Genomic DNA, 16,393 nt, shown 5'->3' on the forward strand with positions numbered 1-16,393 from the left:
CAGCGGAGCGAGCACCGCAATCGGCTGGGGAGGCGTGAGGTGCGGTGTCGTGCGGTCGCGGTTCCTGGTGGACTGAAAGGGCGAGGCGCGGTCGCGGCGACCGCAGGGAGCGGAGCCGCTGGTCCGGCTCTATCTGAGTGAGCGAAGCGAACGAAGATATCCGGACCAGCGGCCGCGAGCGGGCCGAGGGCTTTCATCGCCTGGTGTCGACTGCTGTTTCGATCACTACTGAGGGAGTTGAGGACTTTCATCGCCTGTCGTTGGCAACTGGAAATGTCTCTGCTAGCGAGCGTGCCGAGGGCTTTCGACGCTTGCTGTCACCCGCGGTCACGACAACTCCGAGCGAGCGGGCAGAGAGCTTGCACGGTTCACAGCCGATTCCGACCGCAGCCACACGAACACCTCGCGAGACAGATCGGTGGACACATGCACGACCGAAGAGCAATCCAGCACTATGAGTATCGAGTGGCGGGAGCGGGCGGGCGAGATCTGGACCGTCCCGAACCTCATTTCCCTCTCCCGACTGCCGCTGGTCGCGGGGATCGCCGTCACCCTCGACTCCCCGGTGCGGTACGTCCTCTTCGCACTCATTATCCTCTCGGACGGGATCGACGGCTGGGTCGCCCGCAAACTCGACCAGACGACGGAACTCGGCGCCATGCTGGACCCGGCGCTGGACAAGCTGACGGCGCTGATCGTCGTCGCGATTTTGTTCCCGCGGCTGGACCTCCCGCTCGCGTATCTCGTCCTCTTTTTCGCCCGCGACGCCTTCGTCGTCTCGCTGGCGCCGCTGGTGCCGCTGTACGGCTTCGACACGAGCAAGGTGCAGGCCAGACTTCCCGGGAAGGTCGTCACCAACTTGCAGTTCCTGGCGATGGTGGCGATGCTGGTCCCGGCGGTCGCCGCCACGGAAACGCTGCTGTGGGCGCTCGCGCTCGCGTCGGCGGCGGCGATCACCGACTACGTCGTGTTCGTGGCGCGCGAACTCTCTGGCCGGCCGTGGGTCCACGACCGGCGAGGGCTCGTCGCCGCCGCAGTCGCCGTCGCCGCGGCGTTCGCGCTCGTCGTTGGGCTCCTGCTCTACGGTGAACTCGCGGACTGGCTGGCGGCGCTGGGATAGAGCGTCGTCGGCGTCCGCGGGTCCGCCCGTCGCTCACCGATAGGCGTTCATCTCGGCGAAGCGGTCGGGGTAGTCGCCGGCGGGGTGGGTGGGCTCGTTGCCTTCCAGGACGACGCGTTTGAACTTGTCGTAGGTGTTCTCCCAGCCGAGGTGGGCGAACTCGACGCGGCGCTTGAGGAGGTGGCTCAGGCCGTCGCGGTGGTACATCCGTCGCGGCGCGTTTGAGCGCAGCGCGTCGACGAGGTCTGCGGCGGAGTCGATGGCGCGGTCGAACTCGACCCAGGCCTCGCCGATGGTGGTCGTGAGGTGGGCGTACGATGAGATGAACGTCTGGAGGCCGGAGTCGCGGGCGATCTCGCGGGCGCGGCGGTCGTCCCAGGGCCAGTGTTTCGGGTTGTACACCTCGATAGCGTCGACGCGGTCGGCGTAGGCGGCGATGTCCGACTCGGTCATGCTGAGGGTGAGGAACTCGGGATGGGGGACGAGGATACCGGTGTCCTGGCCGGCGATCTCGGCCATCGTGTCCTCCAGGGTGAGGAAGTCGGGGACGGGTTCGTCGGGGTCGACCGCGAGGACGTGCTTGCGATTGGTCCACGTGTCGGTGAAGAACTCCCGTCCGGGGACGACGAGGAGTTCGTCGTCGGAGAAGCGGGCGGCGCGCTCGCGGATGGTCGAGAGGTGCTCGAAGTGGGGGGCGTAGACGAGGGCGTCGAGACCGACGGCCTTGGCCCGGCGGACGACCCCTTCGTCGAGGATCTTGACGTGGAGGTCGACGCGGGACTCGCCGTCCGTCGATACGCCACCCGTAGCCATGCATTTGAGTACGCAAGGCGGACTTTAGGTGTTACGAAGGGGCCGAGACCGCCGGCGGACGGCGGGGCCGGGGAGCGGTCGGTGAGTGGTCCAGCCGAGGAGCGGTGCGCGGGTTCGCGTCGTCGCGGACCGGCGGTGTCACCGGAACTTGCCGACGAGGTCGCGCAGGCCGGCGGCCTTGCGGCCCGCGGCGAGGAACGAACTCACGACGACCATGAAGACGTAGAGGCCGAGCGTGGAGAGCCAGACGACGAGCATGGCGGCGACGGCGACCCAGTTGCCGAGGTAGTAGAAAGCGGCGACGGTCATCGCGGTCCCGTAGAGGAGGACGAGGTACGGGCCCCAGCCGGTGGCGTGGCCGCGGCGCTGGCGCTTGCGGACGTAGCGGCGCAGCTCCGACCGGATGTCGTCGCGGTGGACCGTCTTCTCGTCGATTCGCGTTCGCAACGCCTCCAGTTCGTCGCGCAACTCTGCGACCTCGTCGGGCGCTCCGCGGTCAGCGGTGTCGCGCGCGTCTGGGCCTCCGCGCTCACCCGCGCTTCCCCCGTCGGTCCCGGCCGCGCGATCGGCGGCCGGGTCGGGGTCCGGGGACGCGGTCGGTTCGTCCTCCCCGGTGGACGCGTCGTCGTCTGCACCAGTATCGGCGGTCATATGCGCGTGTTTCGTCTCTCGCCTGGCTCCCCCTTGGTGTTGGTGGTCGCACGCGCTTGCTCGGCCAGTACCGCGTTGAGCGCCGCGCCGACCAGAACGACGATGCTCCCCGCGTAGTACCACGTCACCAGCAACAGCACGACCCCGAACACGCCGTAGACGTCGAACTGCCCGGCCATACCCGCGTAGACGCGGAACGCCGTCCCGAGGAGCGTCCACCCGACCGCCGCGAACACCGTCCCCGGCGCCGCCTCGCGGGCGGTCCCGTCGGTGTCGGGGAAGACGTAGAACAGGGGGTAGAAGACGACGGTGAGGACGACGACGAGCGCGACGGTCCCGAGGAGGCCGACGAAGGCGACGCCGGAGTAGCTGACGAGCGTGCCGACCACGACGAGCGCCGCCAGTCCGATACCGACCGCGCCGAGCGCGACGACGGCGTCGCGGACCCGGCCGACCAGCGACGCGGCCGCCTCCGTGCCGTAGATCCGCGAGAACGCGACATCCAGCCCGCGGAACACCTTGAGCGTGCTCCAGGCGAGCAGCGGGAGGCTGACGACCGTCGCCGGCGCCCGCCCGGAGGCGTCGACCAGCGTCGTCCGGACGAGGTCCCGCCCGACCGGCGAGAGCGCGTCGCCGGTGGCCGCGACGACCTGTGCGGCCAGGTCCTCCCCGCCGATCGCCGACGCGACGACCAGCAGTAGCATGAGCGACGGGATCAGGGAGACGAAGGCGTAGTAGGCGATGCCGGCCGCCAGGAACGTTACCTCTCGCTCCTGGACGAGCGCGACGACACCTTTCACCACGGCGACGGCGTCGCGCCCGCTCGCGACCGCGCGGTCACCGACTGAATCGCGCTGCACGCTTCCGACTGCGGCCCTGTCCCACAAATAGCCCGGGCACCGAACCGCCGGTCTCAGGCCGGCGTCCGAGAGATCGATACCGGCGGTCGACAGATCGGGATCGGCGTCCGAGAGATCGGGACCGGCGCAGTGACGAAAGGACCAAGACGCGGCCGCCGCGACGATGGGTATGGACCGCACGCTGGACGGGGTCGTGATGCGCGCGACCGTCGTCCTGCTCGTCGCCGGCCTCTGTCTCGTCACCGCCGGAACGGCGGGGATCGAGAGCTCGCTCCCGCTCGCGTTCGCCGTCGCCGTTCTCGGCGCCGGACTGCGCCTCGTCGCGACGACCGTCGACGCGCCCGACGGCGGCGGCATCGGCGTTCGGGAAGTCGCGACCGACCTCTGGATCGGCCCGGTGCTCGCCGCCGTCGTCCTCGTCGCCTGGCTCGACGCCTCGCCCGGCGAAGTGCAGGCGCTGGGCGGAGTCGTCGGCCTCCTCGGCATGCTGAACTACTTCCTGCGCCCCTTCTACCACCTCCTCTACGGTATCGCCGGTCGCGTCGCGGGCGTCTGATCCGTGCCGCGCGCCCGTTCACACCGGACCGCGCGCCCGTTCACTCCTCGTCCAGCGCCGCCGCGCGGATCTCGGTCACGTCGGCGTCGGTCTTGAACGTCGTCCCGCCGTAGTGGGTCCGCGACGCCGCGTGGCCCGCGCCGCGCAACTGCTCGAGGAACTCGTCCATCGCCACGGCGCCGACGCCCCAGCGCTTGCACAACCGGTGCTGGTCGTAGTGGGTCGGCTCGTCGATCTCCGCCGCGACCGTCTCGCAGAGCTCCCGCGCTTCCTCGGCGGTCCCCATCCCGTCGTCGACGGCGTCGCGGACCGTCTCGGCGAACGCCGGGTCGCAGGTCCGCCCGAGCCAGATCGGCCCGGCCGTCTGGATGGCTTCGTCGCACTCGGGACACCAGTCGACGGGGTCGGCGATCAGGCCCGGCGTCGCCTCGCGGAAGAGGCAGTGCTCGCAGTGGTCGACGTACCCCAGTTCGTCGATGAGCGCGTCGGCGGCCTGCGCGCCCGAGTCGAGGCGGAGGTACGTCCGCGCGTAGTGCTTGGTGGCGTGGCTGAACACCGGTTCGGCGGCCAGGTCGTAGCGCGCCGCGGTGCGGACGAGCGCCGAGATGAGGACTCGGAGGCCCATCTCGGCGTGGTATTCGGTGTTGCGCGGGACCGCCGAGTAGTGGCGGACGCCGCTCTCGAAGTGGGCGCCACAGAGGGGCGCGGTGTCGGTCGCGGTGATGCAGACCAGCCGGCTCGCGCCGCGGAACGCCGCGTCGGCGAAGGGGATCGGCGTGCCGAACGGGTCGACGTCGACCACGTCGAACGTCTCCTCGTGCATGAGCGCGTTGGCGTCGCGGTGGGCGACCCGCCCGTCGAGATCGTTGCGAGCCAGGTTCTCGCGGCACAACTCGACCGCGTCGGGGTCGACGTCACACAGCGTCGCGTCGTAGCCCTCGGCGGCGGCGCGGACGCCCCGGATCCCCGAGGCGGCGTTGGCGTCGAGGTAACTGGGGGTTCGCTCGCCGTCACCGTCGCGCTCGTCTTCCAGCGCACGCAGGACGGCGACTGTCAGGTCGCGGTTCAGCTCCTGGACGGGGTTGAAAAAGACGTCCTCGCCGACGCCGGCGTCGGCCTGCTCGGGCACCTCGACAGCGACCGTCCCCTCGGTGACGCGCATACGTCGGTCCTGGCCGGCGACCGCGAAAAGGGATGCGTTCTCGGACCGCCACCGGCGCGGCGCCCGGTTCTCCGACACCCCCGACGACCTCCCACTCGCCACCCCCCTCGCGACTCCGGACCGTTCACGCCGTCTTACTCGCTCCCGCTCGGCGGTACGCCCGAATTTCCGTCGCGCGCACCGAACCTGTTTAGTCCGGGTGTCCCAAAGAGGCGATATCGTGAACGCGGTCGACCGCTGGGAGACCGCGCTGGCCGAGTCGGGGGAGCTCACCCCCGACGCCGTCGACCTGATCCTCGACGCCCACGGCGAGCGCGGCGCCCGCGCGATCGAAGCCGTCTCCGAGCGGCGCGTCAAGGAGTACCGCGACTTCACCGTCGTCGTCGGCCACGACGACGAGTACGTCGTCGAAGACGACTCCTGTGACTGCAAGGACGCCACCTACAACCTCGACGACGAGGACCCCGAGGAGCTGTGCTGGCACGCCATCGCCGTCCGCGTCGCCCGCGCCATCGACGCCCTCGACCACCACGACATGTGGTACTCCGAAGTCCGGGAGTTCCTGTGACCATCTTTTTCCCGGCCGGGTTTCCTCGCGCGCCGTAGGCGCGCTGCGGGAACCCGGCCAGCAAAAACATGGGTGAAAAAGCGCGGACTCGGCTTCGCCTCGTCCGCGTGAACCGCGCTCGCTCCGCTCGCGCGGATGCTTGCCACAACCCACTTCGCTCGGGGTCGTTCCTACCTGCACACCGCAACTCGAATCACAGCCACGGCACCGCCCCCGAAACTCTTGGACCGTCGGTCCATTGGGGTCGCTATGCAAACGCCGGTCGGGTTCCTGGTCGATCTCGTGGCCGAGACGGTAAACGAGTTGGCGGCGGCGCTCATGGCCGCTATCCCCCGGCTCGTGATGGCCGTCATCTTCGTCTCGCTCGCCTACGTCGCGATCAAGGTCGTCCTCACCGTCCTCCGCCGGTTCCTCCGCGGCGTCTACCCCGACGACCAGGACCTCATCGCGCAACTGTGGGTCACCGTCGCCGGCGTCTTCCTCTGGTTCGGCGCCGCGCTCGTGCTCTTGAACATCCTCGGGATGGGCGCGGTGGCCGCGAGCCTCGGCACCGCCACCGGCTTCCTCGCGCTCGGCGTCTCCTACGCCCTCTCGGATATGATCGAAGACGCGGTCTCCGGCGTCTACCTCCTCCGCGATCCGGACTTCAACCCGGGGGATCGCGTCACGACGCAGTCGATCACCGGGACTGTCCGGACCATCGAACTCCGAAAGACCCGGTTCGAACTCGACGACGGGGACACCGTCGTGCTCGCGAACAACGAGGTCGAGAAGCGCTGGACGAAAGAGGCCCGCGGGGGCGACTGACCGGCGGGCGGCGTCGACCGGTCGGACTTCACGGACGGCGACGCCGTTCAGTCGCGGACCGCCGCCCGCTGCTCGGGGATCAGGTCGAACCGCTCGTTCGTGTCGCCGAGCACCAACAGTGCGTAGTACCGCAGGTACGTGATCACCGGCACCTGCACGAACGCGGCGACGGCGATCACCGCGAGGGCGAACAGAATGCCGACGACGACGAACGCGGCGATCCCCACGGGCTCGGCGAGGACGAACAGGCCGAACGCCAGCGCCGCCAGGACGCCGAAGGGGATCAACAGCAGGACGGCGAGGATCGCGGTGACGATGCCGACCAGCGCGCTGCCGACGATTCCGAGGACGAACGCGAGGACGGCGTACGCGAGGTATTCCGTCCACTGCCCGGTGAGGGTGGACCAGAAGCGCCGCCAGCCCGCGAGCACGCCGCAGTCCTCGACCATCATCACCGGGACGACGAACGCCGTCGTGAACCCGCCGACCACCGCGGCGACGAGCGCGAGCGCGACGAACGCCGGTACCAGCAACACCGCGAGAATGAGCGTCGATGCCACCATGTCGCCGAGCGCCAGCGGCACGAAGACCAGCGCCGCGAGCAGTGCTACGGCCGCCAGGACCGCCAGCCCGACGATCAGTCGGAAGCCGAACAGCCGAAGCCCGCGCCGGAAGTACCGCCGCCAGTAGGCGCGGATCTCGACGTGCTCCTCCCGGAGCGACTCGACCAGCACGAACTCCATCACCGAACTGACGAGCAGGAGGACCAGCGCGACGGCGATCGCCACCACGACCGCGACGGCGACCGCGATCCAGGCCTCGACCGGGACGTCGACGGGCGCGTCGACCGGGCCGCCGGGCATCGGCGTCTCGTCGGTGGGTCCGGTCCCGCCGAACTGGGCACCGCCCGCGTTCGCCGTCGGGAGGCCGACGAACAGGCCGATCAGCGCGAGCTTCGCCCACCGGGTCCGGTCGACGGGTCGGAGGAACCCGCTGGTCGCCCGATAGGCGTCGTCGATCGCGTCGAGCGCGGACAGTGACATGTCTCACCGTCCGCACGAACGCGAGAAAAGTATGCGTCGGGTAGTCGGCACGTAGCGCGGCCATACCACGCCGTAACGCTGGATTATTCCGATCCGGGATCGAGCCGGTAGCGGACCGTGGGCTGGCCCTCGAACGTGGGACCGCCGCCGGCGCGTTCGAACCCCGCGTCTTCCGCCGACTCGCGCGTCTCGCTCTCGGCTTCGGGGACGAGGAGTTCGACGGTCATGCTCTCCGCCGTCGCGAAGCGGATAGGCTCTTCGAGCAGGCTGTCCCGGACGGCCGCCGTCCCTTCGAGCTGCGTGACGTGGACCGTGTCTTCGCGCGCGTCGTAGCTCACGAACCCCTGTATCTCCTCGTCGTCGGTCGCGACGCGGACGGTCCGGTCGTGGACCAGGTTCCGCATCACGTCCCTGGGAGAGTCCGTGAGTTCCGCCAGCCGCTCCGCGTCCGCTTCGACTGCGTCCCGGATGTCCATACCGCCACCAGGCTCTCTGCGCCATTAAATCCCCGCCTAGGAGCGGCTGTTCGCGTCTGCTGGTTCGCCTGCTCACGAGCGACCGCGGAGGACGTGACGACCTCGACCGCAGACAGCAGCAGTACCGGCACTGCAAACAGCGTGAAAGCCCCCGGACGCTCCGGTCCCGGGGCTCGCTGCGCGCGCTCCCTGCGGTCGCGTGCTTACTTCGCCCGGGTTCCCGGAGCGTCCGGCCCCTTTCATTCCCACCCGCACAGACAGGCCGACCAGCCGGGACGGGTGGGAATAAAAGGGGCGACCGGTTCGGCGAAGCCCGGGGAAGCAAGCACCGCAGGGCGAAGCCCGAGGAGCGCAGCGACCCGCGCGAGTCGAACCGGTCGGGGCTTTCACGCTGTCCTCGTTGCTGTTTCCGGTCGTAGTCGCAAACACACCGACGCGAATCCCTCGTACCCAAACCGTTTACTCCGCACCGGCCGAAGCGCGGGCGTGAGCGACGAGGACCGCGCCTGCTGTAGCCCCGCACGCGAGACGGACCACACCGGCCACGGCGACGCTTCCACTGCGGACCCGGACTGGCGGACCGAACCCGCCACGGAGGACGACGAGCGCACGGCCCGGATGGTCCGAATCGACGGCGGAACCTTCCGGATGGGCACCGACGAGGCCGTGGGCTTCCCCGAGGACGGCGAGGGGCCGGTCCGCGAGGTCACGACCGAGCCCTACTACGTCGACAGATACGCCGTCACGAACGCCGAGTTCCTGGCGTTCGTCCGCGAGACCGGCTACACCACTGACGCCGAGCGCTTCGGCTGGTCGTTCGTCTTCGAGGACTTCGTGGCCGAGGGCGACCGCGAGCACGCACAGGATCGCGTCCCCGGCGCGGACTGGTGGCTGGCGGTGGCGGGCGCCGACTGGTTCCACCCTCGCGGCCCGAGTTCGAGCGTCGTCGACGACGACCTCCTCAAACACCCGGTCACGCACGTCTCCTGGGCCGACGCGGCGGCCTACGCCGAGTGGGCGGGCAAGCGCCTCCCCACCGAAGCCGAGTGGGAGCGAGCGGCCCGCGGCGGCCGCGAGGGCACTCGGTTCCCGTGGGGCGACGAACTCGAACCGGGCGGTGAACACCGCTGCAACGTCTGGCAGGGCGACTTTCCCGAGCGCAACACCGGCGCCGACGGCTACCTCGCCACCGCGCCGGTCGACGCCTACGAGCCCAACGGATTCGGGCTGTACGACGTCTGCGGCAACGTCTGGGAGTGGTGTCGCGACTGGTTCAGCCCAGATCACCACACCACCGACGCCTACGACCCCGAGAACCCCACCGGGCCGGAGTCGGGCGACGAGCGGGTGATGCGCGGCGGGTCGCACCTCTGTCACGAGTCGTGGTGCAACCGGTACCGGCTGGCCGCCCGGTCGAGCAACGACCCCGAGAGCTCGACCGGCAACGTCGGCTTCCGCTGCGTCGTCGACGCCGCGCGATAGCTATCGGACGCCCAATAGAAATCGCGTTCGCCACACGCTGAAGTCCCCGCCGGGCCTCGGTCGATCTGATGACGGCGTTCGACCCCGAACCACCCTCCACGACCGACGCTCGCTCGCGCAGAACCGTCCTCCGGACGCTCGCCGGCCTCGCCCTGGCCGGCGGGCTCGCGGGCTGTAACGACACCTCCGGCGCCTCCACCGACTCGCCTGTGGCTAGGCGAACCGGGACCGCGACGCCGGGATCTACCGCGATGCCCACGCCGACGGTGACTGCGCCGCCGATGGAGACGCAGACGCCTTCTCCGACGTCCACTGACACGTCAACGCTCACGCCCACGGCGACCGCGACGGGATCTCCGACGCCGGCGGGGCGGGAGACTGCTCGCAAGTTCGTCGCGCACCTCCGCGCCGACGAGTTCGACGTCGCGCACTCGCTGTTCACCGACACTCTCGCGTCGCAGATGCCCCGGTCGACGCTCGAACGCTACTGGCTCGGTCTCACCGGCCAGCACGGTGCGGTCGAGTCGGTCGGAAGCGTCGAAGCGGACACCCGAGACGGCGCGGAGACGCTCGTCGTCCCCGTCGACTGCGCCGAAGGGGACCAGCCGATCGAACTCGTCGTCGACGGCGAGGGACGCATCTCGGGGCTGTGGTTCCCGTCGGAGTACTCGTCCCCCGACTACGTCGACGAGTCGGCGTTCGCCGAGCGGACGCTGACGCTCGAACCCGAGGGCTGCTCGCTCCCCGCGACGCTCTCGGTGCCCGCGAGCGACGACGGGGGGACGACGACCGCGACGGCGACGGCTGCGGCGACGACCGCCAGCACCACGACCGCTGACGGGTCGGCCACTGACACGGCGGGCGCCGATACCGCAGACGGCGTCCCCGGCGTCGTTCTCGTCCACGGGAGCGGTGCCCACGACCGCGACGAGACCATCTACTCGAACAAGCCCTTCCGAGACATCGCGCAGGGCCTCGCCAGCCGCGGCGTCGCAGTCCTGCGCTACGAGAAGCGAACGTACGCCTGTGACCTCCCCCGCTCGGAGTGGGCCATCGACGACATCATCGTCGACGACGCCGTCCACGCGCTTGGCGTCCTCCGGGAACAGGACGAGGTGGACCCAGAGCGGGCCGTCGTGGCGGGCCACAGCGTCGGCGCGACGTGCGTCCCCCGGATCGCCGAGCGCGACGGCTCGGTGGCGGGCGGCGCGATCCTCGCCGGCAACGCCCGCCCGTTCACCGAGGTCTACCCCGAACAGGTGAAACACATCTTCGAGGTCCAGGGCGGGCTCTCCGCGCGGGAGGAGCGCCAGCTCTCGACAGTGAAACAGCTCATGTCCGCCGTCGAGGACGGCTCCGTGGCCGACGACCGAGAGATCGGTCCGCTGCCCGGGATCTGGTGGAAGACGCTGTACGAGTACGACCAGGTGGCGACCGCCAACCGCGTCGACGCGCCCCTGTTCGTCGCCCACGGCGGGCGGGACTTCCAGATCCCTATCGATCCGGCGCTGTCGGGCTGGCGCGAGGGGCTGGACGACCCCGACGCCCACCGATTCGAGCGCTATTCCCCCCTTTCGCACCTGTTCCAGTCCGGAACGGAACCCTCGCTGACGACCGAGTACGTCTTCCCCGACAACGTGGAGGAGACTCTCGTGACGGATCTCGCCGACTGGGTGGCCGGACTGTAGGGCAGCCGTTCGCTCGTCTGGTCCCAGCGACTCGGCGATGGACTTGTGAGCGTCGGCCGCGAACCGTCGAGGCATGCGACGGGAACCCTCCCGTGTGTCGCGGCCGTGAGCCCGTCGGGAGAGGAGTCCTCGGGGCGCGGCGACGACTCCGCAGAGTCAGGCGCGTCCGACGACTCGCACGTCGACCCGTCGGAGGCGTTCGCGGCGCTGTCGGACCCGCTCCGGGTGGACATCCTCCGCGCGCTGGCCGCCTTCCACCGCGAGTCGGCGGCCGAGTCGGTCGGCTTCGCCGAACTGCGCAAGCGCGTCGACGTGCGCGACTCCGGGCGCTTTCGCTATCACCTGAACGAGCTCCGCGACCACTTCGTCCGCAAGGACGGCGGCGGCTACCGGCTCACCCACGCTGGTATCAAAATCGTCGCCGCCATCCTCGCCGGGACCTACACCGACCGCGGGTCGATCGGTCCGGAACCGCTCGACAGCGACTGCTCGCACTGTGACGCCCGGGCGGTCGCGGTCTACGAGGACGGCTACTGTGCCGTCTCCTGCGAGAACGACCACACCCTGTTCGCCTGGAGCGTCCCACCCGCCGCGGCCACCGACGCGTCGCTCCCCGAAATCGTCTCCCACGCCGAACTGTTCGCCCGGCAGGCCATCGAGCGCACGTTGGCGGGCATCTGCCCGAAGTGCTCCGCGCCCGTCGACCCCGCCGTCGTCGAAGACGAGACCGCCCCCACGCCTCGCCTTCGCACCCGCTGTGACACCTGCGGCGCCACCATGGCGGGCCCGGTCGGCTTCTGCCTGCTCGTCGATCCCGCGGTCGAGTCCTTCTACCGCCGTCACGATCGGCCGCTCGACGACCTGTACGTCTGGGAACCCGCGTTCGTCGCCGACGACTCGACCGTCTCCGTCGCGGCGACCGACCCGCTCCGCGTCGAGATCTCGGTCACCCTCGACGCCGAGACGCTCACCGTCTCCGTCGACGAGGCCGGCCGCGTGTCCGTAGACGAGTCCGACCACGCGTCCGCCGACGAGTCGAGCCGCGGCGACGAGTGACAGATCGCGAATAGAAATCTCGTTCGCCGAGCGCTGAAGTGAGCGCCGGTCGTAGATCCTCGTATGTCCGTGAACAGTCCCGACTCAGGTGAGCCGAGCCTGATCGCCGAAGCGAAGTCGATGACGGCGTCGCCGCTACTGTACATCGGTGCGATCACGGTCGTCGTCGGCCTCGAGATCGCCGAACTCCTCCCGCTGTCGGACACCCTCACGGCGCTGGCGCTCCTCCCGATCGCGCTCGCGCTGCTGTACGGGCAACTGGCGCTCCTGGCGTTGCTGCGCCGCCGCGGCTACGCCGGAATGTGTGGGTGACCATGTACGCCGACCCCGACCCCGAGTGCGACGACACGGAGTGGGGGACGGTCCGGGCGGTGGCGGTACCCGTCGCCGTCGCCGCCGCGTTCGCCGGCGCCTACCTGGCCGTCTACGGACTCGACCGCTACCTCGACTACGCGGCGATGCTCGGTCCCCGCGGCGAGTGGCTCCAGTTCGCCGTGATGGCCGGCGTCGTCGGTCTCCACGGCGCCGTCCACGCCGCCGCCTACGCGCTGCTCGGCGAGGGGTCGTGGCGCGACGTGACGGCCGAGATGTCGCTGTTCCCCGGTGGTATCGACCCCGTGCGGGTCTCTGTCCGCCCGGACGGGCCGATCCGCCGCTCGGCGTATCTCGCCGGCATCGCGGCGCCCGGCGTCCTGCTGGGATTCGTCCCCGCCGCGTGGGCGCTGGCGACCGGCAACCCGCTCGCGCTGTTCGTCGGCCTCGTGGGGGTCCTGCTGACCGGCTCGGACGTGGGCGAACTGCTCGATACGATGCGGTCGCCGGACGCCGCGGGCGCGGTGGAGTTCGCGGCCTCTTGAGGAGGGCGTCGAACGACGCTACTCCTCGCGGTTCCCTGCGGTCACCGGGAGACTCGCTCCGCTCGTCTCCCGAGCCCTGTCTCACTTCGTTCGACAGGACCCCGCTCGGTATCCGTGGTCCTCACTGCCTTTGGACCACGCTACTCACGGCTCCCTGCGGTCACCGGGAGACTCGCTCCGCTCGTCTCCCGAGCCCTGTCTCACTTCGTTCGACAGGACCCCGTTCGCCATAACGTGGTTCTCCCTGCGGTCGAACCACGCTACTCCTCACGGGTCGCTTCGCTCCCCGTTCGGATTTCGGAGACGCTCCCTTCGGTCGCGTCTCCCTATTCTTCGAACGTCGCCGAGAGAAATCCGTCGTCGACGGTGACGATCTCGCCGGTCGTGTAGCTGGCGGCGTCGCTCGCCAGGTAGATCGCCGCGCCCGCGATCTCCTCGGGCCGACCCAGCCGCTCCTGGGTCGTCCGGTCTGTGATGGTCTCGAAGCGCGGCTCGCCCTCGGTGTAGGTCCCCTGCGTCTGCTCGCTGACGATAAAGCCCGGCCGCACGGCGTTGACCCGGATCGCCGGGCCGAGCTCCTCCGCGGCGACGCGGACGAGCGTGTCGAGCCCGCCCTTCGCCACCGAATAGGCCGCGAGATTCGGGATCGCGCTCTCGGCCGACGCCGACGCGACGTGGAGGATCGACCCTTCGTCCATCGCCTCGGCGAAGATCTGCGTCGCCCGGTAGGCACCCTTCAGTTGCACGTCGAAGACGTCGTCCCACTGGTCGTCGGTGACCTCGTCGATGGGCTTGCGGGCGATGTAGCTCGGCGCGTAGACGAGGACGTCGACGGACCCGAACTCGGCTTCGACCGCGTCGCGGAGCGCAGTGATGTCCGCGCGCTCGGTAGCGTCGCAGGTCACTTCGAGCGTCTCGGCGCCGCGCTCGCGGAGTTCGTCGGCGGTTCGGGCGACGCGGTCTTCGTCGCGAGAGGTGGCGACGACGTCCGCGCCCTCCTCGGCGAAGCCCAGAGCGATGGCCCGACCGATCCCGCTCGTCGCACCGATCAGGACCGCGGTCTTCCCCTCGACCGTGACCGGCGTGTGGGAGTACTCGAGTGGCATATCTCCCAGTCGGCGCGGTGGGACTTGGTGGTTCGTTTCGCGGCCGATTTCGGGTTCGCGATGGCGGGAAAACCAGGTCGGCGTGGCTACCGCTCGCTGGCTCCCCGGTCGACGGGGATGCCACGCTGTTCGAGCGCCGCCAGGAGGTGAGGCAGGTCACAGTCACCGATCACGTCGGCGACGGTGAGCCGTGAGTCGAACGGGACCGCCCGGCGCGTCGCCATCTCGTAGAAACTCGGTCCGAGGTCCGAGAGTTCGACGCGGGCGACGTTCTCCGCGACGGCCGCCGCGTACAGGGCGTGGTAGCTCCCGACCCCCTCGCCGACGAACGAGACCTGCGCGGCGCCGGTCTCCGAGCGGAGAACGTCAGCGGCCCGGAGCACGTCGAAGACGCGCATCGCCAGGAGCGACGTGTCCAGCAGCAACGCGTCGTTGGCGAACTTGAACTCGGTGCCGAACGTCCCGTAGTAGTCGTCCGCCCAGGACGGAACCGGGATGGTCCGGTTGCGCACGGCGCCGACGCCGCGCGGGTCGAACACCAGCACCGCTCCGTACGCCTCCGCGAGCGAGGCGACCGCCTCGCTCCGCTCCGGGAGTTCCGCGGTCCCGCGGTCGAACAGGACGACCGCTGGCGACTCCGGGTCGGTCTCGGGATCCGATGCCAGAACGCCAGCGACGACGGCGTCCGGGTCTCGCTCGGTCCTGAACCAGACGCGCTCGACGGCCACGCCGTCCTCCGTCGTTCGGTGGACGACCCGCGGATGCAGGTCACAGGCCTCTCTGTCGAGGTCGAAGCGCTCGGTGACGGTCGCTCGCAGTTGCTCGCCGTAATCACCGCCGTCGTCGACCCGCGGGCTCGCCCCCCCGTCGGGATACCTCGCCGTGACGTGGGCCGCTATCACCTCGTCAATCGTCCGTTCGTCGGCGTATTCGTCGAGGACGTTCCCCGATTCGGTGCAGCGCACCGCGGACTCGTCGAGCGGTGCCAGGTCGCGGACGGGGCGGTACTCGCCGGCGTCGAGGCGGTCGCACAGCCACTCGAACACGTCGTCGCGAAACTCCCACACGGCGCAGTGCGGCGCGTCGGCGACGGTCAGGTCGACCTCGTCTTCGGCGTCGTAGCAGGCGTAGACGTCACGGACGCGGTCGAACGCGTCGTGGACGCCTTCGATGGGGAAGTATCGGTCATGGGCCGCCGCGCCGACGCGGAGTGGGAGCGGCGCCAGGGCGGCGAGGAGGTCATCGTAATCGATTCCGCGGTCGACGCTGCCGACGAGCGCCTGCTCGGCGTGCGTCCGGTTCCCGGTTTTCAGTTGCTCGTACCGTTCCGAGACCGAACAGCAGGGCGCGGCGGCGTCGACCCGGTCGTCGAGCAGAGAGAGATAGATCGTCTGCAGGCCACCGCCAGAGGTCCCGGTGACGCCGATCCTTTCCTCGTCGACGTCGGGGCGCCCGCAGAGGTAATCGAGAGCGCACCGGTCGTCGTGGATCACGTACCGAGCGAGATTCGTTCCGGCGTAGAAGCACTTCTGGCCGGCGTAGCTGTGCGGGAAGACCCCACCGCCACCGCTGACTTTCGCGTCGTCGTGGTCCAGGTCCTCGTACTGCCGGCGTTCCCCCTGTCCGAGCGGGTCGACGACGAGCACGACGAACCCGTTTTCCGCGAGGTCGATGCACGCTCGCTGGTTCCACTCGTCTTCTCTGGCCGGTCCGGCGTGTCCGCAGAGGAAGAGGATCCCCGGGTGCGGCCCGTCGCCGTCGGGCACGTAGCAGTTCGCAGTCACGTGGTAGTCCGGGCGACTCTCGAACGTCACGCACTCGACGCCGTACCCCTCGCGCTCGCGGCGGTCGGTGGTCTCGACGCCCAGGTCGGCAGGCCGGTCGGGGAGGCCGCCGATACTCGCCGTCAGGAACGAGCGGACCCGCTCTCGGTGGGTCTCGGCGTCGGCCCGCGACTCGACGTCGTCCAGGGTCCCGGTCCCGCCGCTGCTCCCGAGTCGCGCTTCCGCCCGTCGGAGGAGATAGCGCGACAGCTGGTCCTCGACGTCGAAGTACCCGTCGACGGCGTCGCCGAACCCGTCCATACATCCTGAGCGGTCGCTCGACGCGCACATAAGGATTGTTCAGGGGTGTCACGGCGTGGCGCGC

Annotated in this window: 17 protein-coding genes; 9 read left to right on the plus strand and 8 right to left on the minus strand. The window is 69.9% G+C overall.

Annotated features, from left to right (window positions below; translation table 11 throughout):
* Nucleotides 1–454: 454 nt before the first annotated feature.
* A complete protein-coding gene (locus tag ACMGFH_RS17495; protein WP_415379753.1) occupies nucleotides 455–1,120 on the plus strand; it encodes a CDP-alcohol phosphatidyltransferase family protein in 666 nt (221 codons plus the stop codon).
* A 33-nt stretch (nucleotides 1,121–1,153) separates the two neighbouring features.
* On the opposite strand, the gene ACMGFH_RS17500 is transcribed toward ACMGFH_RS17495, so the two are convergent.
* From ACMGFH_RS17500 to ACMGFH_RS17510, 3 genes are all read right to left on the minus strand, one after another.
* The gene (locus ACMGFH_RS17500; protein ID WP_415379754.1) at nucleotides 1,154–1,933 is read right to left on the minus strand and encodes a PHP-associated domain-containing protein; all 780 of its coding nucleotides are present in this window, start codon (nucleotides 1,931–1,933) and stop codon (nucleotides 1,154–1,156) included.
* Between the two features lie 138 nt (nucleotides 1,934–2,071).
* The gene (locus tag ACMGFH_RS17505) at nucleotides 2,072–2,584 is read right to left on the minus strand and encodes a ribonuclease BN (protein ID WP_415379755.1); all 513 of its coding nucleotides are present in this window, start codon (nucleotides 2,582–2,584) and stop codon (nucleotides 2,072–2,074) included.
* Nucleotides 2,581–3,444, minus strand: a complete 864-nt coding sequence (locus tag ACMGFH_RS17510; RefSeq protein WP_415379756.1) for a YihY/virulence factor BrkB family protein — start codon at nucleotides 3,442–3,444, stop codon at nucleotides 2,581–2,583. The genes ACMGFH_RS17505 and ACMGFH_RS17510 overlap by 4 nt, the downstream gene beginning before the upstream one ends.
* Before the next feature lie 169 nt (nucleotides 3,445–3,613).
* Between ACMGFH_RS17510 and ACMGFH_RS17515 the strand changes: the two genes are divergently transcribed.
* Nucleotides 3,614–4,000 carry a hypothetical protein gene (locus tag ACMGFH_RS17515; protein ID WP_415379758.1) on the plus strand — a complete coding sequence of 129 codons (387 nt, stop codon included), beginning with the start codon at nucleotides 3,614–3,616 and terminating at the stop codon, nucleotides 3,998–4,000.
* 40 nt (nucleotides 4,001–4,040) lie between these two features.
* On the opposite strand, the gene ACMGFH_RS17520 is transcribed toward ACMGFH_RS17515, so the two are convergent.
* Nucleotides 4,041–5,162: a tRNA (guanine(26)-N(2))-dimethyltransferase gene (locus ACMGFH_RS17520; RefSeq protein WP_415379759.1), complete on the minus strand. Its 1,122-nt coding sequence runs from the start codon at nucleotides 5,160–5,162 to the stop codon at nucleotides 4,041–4,043.
* 220 nt (nucleotides 5,163–5,382) lie between these two features.
* On the opposite strand from ACMGFH_RS17520, the gene ACMGFH_RS17525 reads away from it, so the two are divergent.
* Nucleotides 5,383–5,730 (plus strand): hypothetical protein, encoded by a 348-nt coding sequence (locus tag ACMGFH_RS17525; RefSeq protein ID WP_415379760.1) that lies wholly within the window; start codon nucleotides 5,383–5,385, stop codon nucleotides 5,728–5,730.
* Nucleotides 5,731–5,979: 249 nt separating this feature from the next.
* Nucleotides 5,980–6,537, plus strand: coding sequence for a mechanosensitive ion channel family protein (locus ACMGFH_RS17530; protein WP_415379761.1), 558 nt, complete (start codon nucleotides 5,980–5,982; stop codon nucleotides 6,535–6,537).
* 47 nt (nucleotides 6,538–6,584) lie between these two features.
* On the opposite strand, the gene ACMGFH_RS17535 is transcribed toward ACMGFH_RS17530, so the two are convergent.
* Both ACMGFH_RS17535 and ACMGFH_RS17540 read right to left on the minus strand, forming a co-directional pair.
* Nucleotides 6,585–7,580 (minus strand): hypothetical protein, encoded by a 996-nt coding sequence (locus ACMGFH_RS17535; RefSeq protein ID WP_415379762.1) that lies wholly within the window; start codon nucleotides 7,578–7,580, stop codon nucleotides 6,585–6,587.
* Between the two features lie 83 nt (nucleotides 7,581–7,663).
* On the minus strand, nucleotides 7,664–8,056 hold the full coding sequence (locus ACMGFH_RS17540; RefSeq protein ID WP_415379763.1) for a hypothetical protein: 393 nt from the start codon (nucleotides 8,054–8,056) through the stop codon (nucleotides 7,664–7,666).
* A 486-nt stretch (nucleotides 8,057–8,542) separates the two neighbouring features.
* Here ACMGFH_RS17540 and ACMGFH_RS17545 point away from each other — a divergent pair, with 486 nt between their 5' ends.
* From ACMGFH_RS17545 to ACMGFH_RS17565, 5 genes are all read left to right on the plus strand, one after another.
* On the plus strand, nucleotides 8,543–9,538 hold the full coding sequence (locus tag ACMGFH_RS17545) for a formylglycine-generating enzyme family protein (RefSeq protein ID WP_415379764.1): 996 nt from the start codon (nucleotides 8,543–8,545) through the stop codon (nucleotides 9,536–9,538).
* 68 nt (nucleotides 9,539–9,606) lie between these two features.
* On the plus strand, nucleotides 9,607–11,226 hold the full coding sequence (locus ACMGFH_RS17550) for an alpha/beta fold hydrolase (protein WP_415379765.1): 1,620 nt from the start codon (nucleotides 9,607–9,609) through the stop codon (nucleotides 11,224–11,226).
* Nucleotides 11,227–11,331: 105 nt separating this feature from the next.
* Entirely contained in the window at nucleotides 11,332–12,282 is a 951-nt protein-coding gene (locus ACMGFH_RS17555; protein WP_415379766.1) for a winged helix-turn-helix domain-containing protein, read from the plus strand.
* A gap of 63 nt (nucleotides 12,283–12,345) precedes the next feature.
* Entirely contained in the window at nucleotides 12,346–12,594 is a 249-nt protein-coding gene (locus ACMGFH_RS17560) for a hypothetical protein (RefSeq protein WP_415379767.1), read from the plus strand.
* A 2-nt stretch (nucleotides 12,595–12,596) separates the two neighbouring features.
* Nucleotides 12,597–13,139: a hypothetical protein gene (locus tag ACMGFH_RS17565; protein ID WP_415379768.1), complete on the plus strand. Its 543-nt coding sequence runs from the start codon at nucleotides 12,597–12,599 to the stop codon at nucleotides 13,137–13,139.
* 326 nt (nucleotides 13,140–13,465) lie between these two features.
* Here ACMGFH_RS17565 and ACMGFH_RS17570 read toward each other — a convergent pair whose 3' ends face one another.
* Both ACMGFH_RS17570 and ACMGFH_RS17575 read right to left on the minus strand, forming a co-directional pair.
* Nucleotides 13,466–14,245, minus strand: a complete 780-nt coding sequence (locus ACMGFH_RS17570; RefSeq protein ID WP_415379769.1) for an SDR family NAD(P)-dependent oxidoreductase — start codon at nucleotides 14,243–14,245, stop codon at nucleotides 13,466–13,468.
* A gap of 86 nt (nucleotides 14,246–14,331) precedes the next feature.
* Complete coding sequence (locus ACMGFH_RS17575; RefSeq protein ID WP_415379770.1) at nucleotides 14,332–16,329, minus strand: alpha/beta hydrolase family protein; 1,998 nt, start codon at nucleotides 16,327–16,329, stop codon at nucleotides 14,332–14,334.
* Nucleotides 16,330–16,393 lie beyond the last annotated feature (64 nt).

The organism is Halosimplex rarum, from assembly GCF_047715405.1.
In the GTDB taxonomy this organism is placed as follows: Archaea; Halobacteriota; Halobacteria; order Halobacteriales; family Haloarculaceae; genus Halosimplex; species Halosimplex rarum.

Bases quoted from the DNA above. Each gene is read 5' to 3' on its own strand.
- ACMGFH_RS17495 (WP_415379753.1), top strand. From the start codon at position 455: ATGAGTATCGAGTGGCGGGAGCGGGCGGGCGAGATCTGGACCGTCCCG.
- ACMGFH_RS17500 (WP_415379754.1), bottom strand. From the start codon at position 1,933: ATGGCTACGGGTGGCGTATCGACGGACGGCGAGTCCCGCGTCGACCTC.
- ACMGFH_RS17505 (WP_415379755.1), bottom strand. From the start codon at position 2,584: ATGACCGCCGATACTGGTGCAGACGACGACGCGTCCACCGGGGAGGAC.
- ACMGFH_RS17515 (WP_415379758.1), top strand. From the start codon at position 3,614: ATGGACCGCACGCTGGACGGGGTCGTGATGCGCGCGACCGTCGTCCTG.
- ACMGFH_RS17520 (WP_415379759.1), bottom strand. From the start codon at position 5,162: ATGCGCGTCACCGAGGGGACGGTCGCTGTCGAGGTGCCCGAGCAGGCC.
- ACMGFH_RS17530 (WP_415379761.1), top strand. From the start codon at position 5,980: ATGCAAACGCCGGTCGGGTTCCTGGTCGATCTCGTGGCCGAGACGGTA.
- ACMGFH_RS17535 (WP_415379762.1), bottom strand. From the start codon at position 7,580: ATGTCACTGTCCGCGCTCGACGCGATCGACGACGCCTATCGGGCGACC.
- ACMGFH_RS17540 (WP_415379763.1), bottom strand. From the start codon at position 8,056: ATGGACATCCGGGACGCAGTCGAAGCGGACGCGGAGCGGCTGGCGGAA.
- ACMGFH_RS17550 (WP_415379765.1), top strand. From the start codon at position 9,607: ATGACGGCGTTCGACCCCGAACCACCCTCCACGACCGACGCTCGCTCG.
- ACMGFH_RS17560 (WP_415379767.1), top strand. From the start codon at position 12,346: ATGTCCGTGAACAGTCCCGACTCAGGTGAGCCGAGCCTGATCGCCGAA.
- ACMGFH_RS17565 (WP_415379768.1), top strand. From the start codon at position 12,597: ATGTACGCCGACCCCGACCCCGAGTGCGACGACACGGAGTGGGGGACG.
- ACMGFH_RS17570 (WP_415379769.1), bottom strand. From the start codon at position 14,245: ATGCCACTCGAGTACTCCCACACGCCGGTCACGGTCGAGGGGAAGACC.
- ACMGFH_RS17575 (WP_415379770.1), bottom strand. From the start codon at position 16,329: ATGGACGGGTTCGGCGACGCCGTCGACGGGTACTTCGACGTCGAGGAC.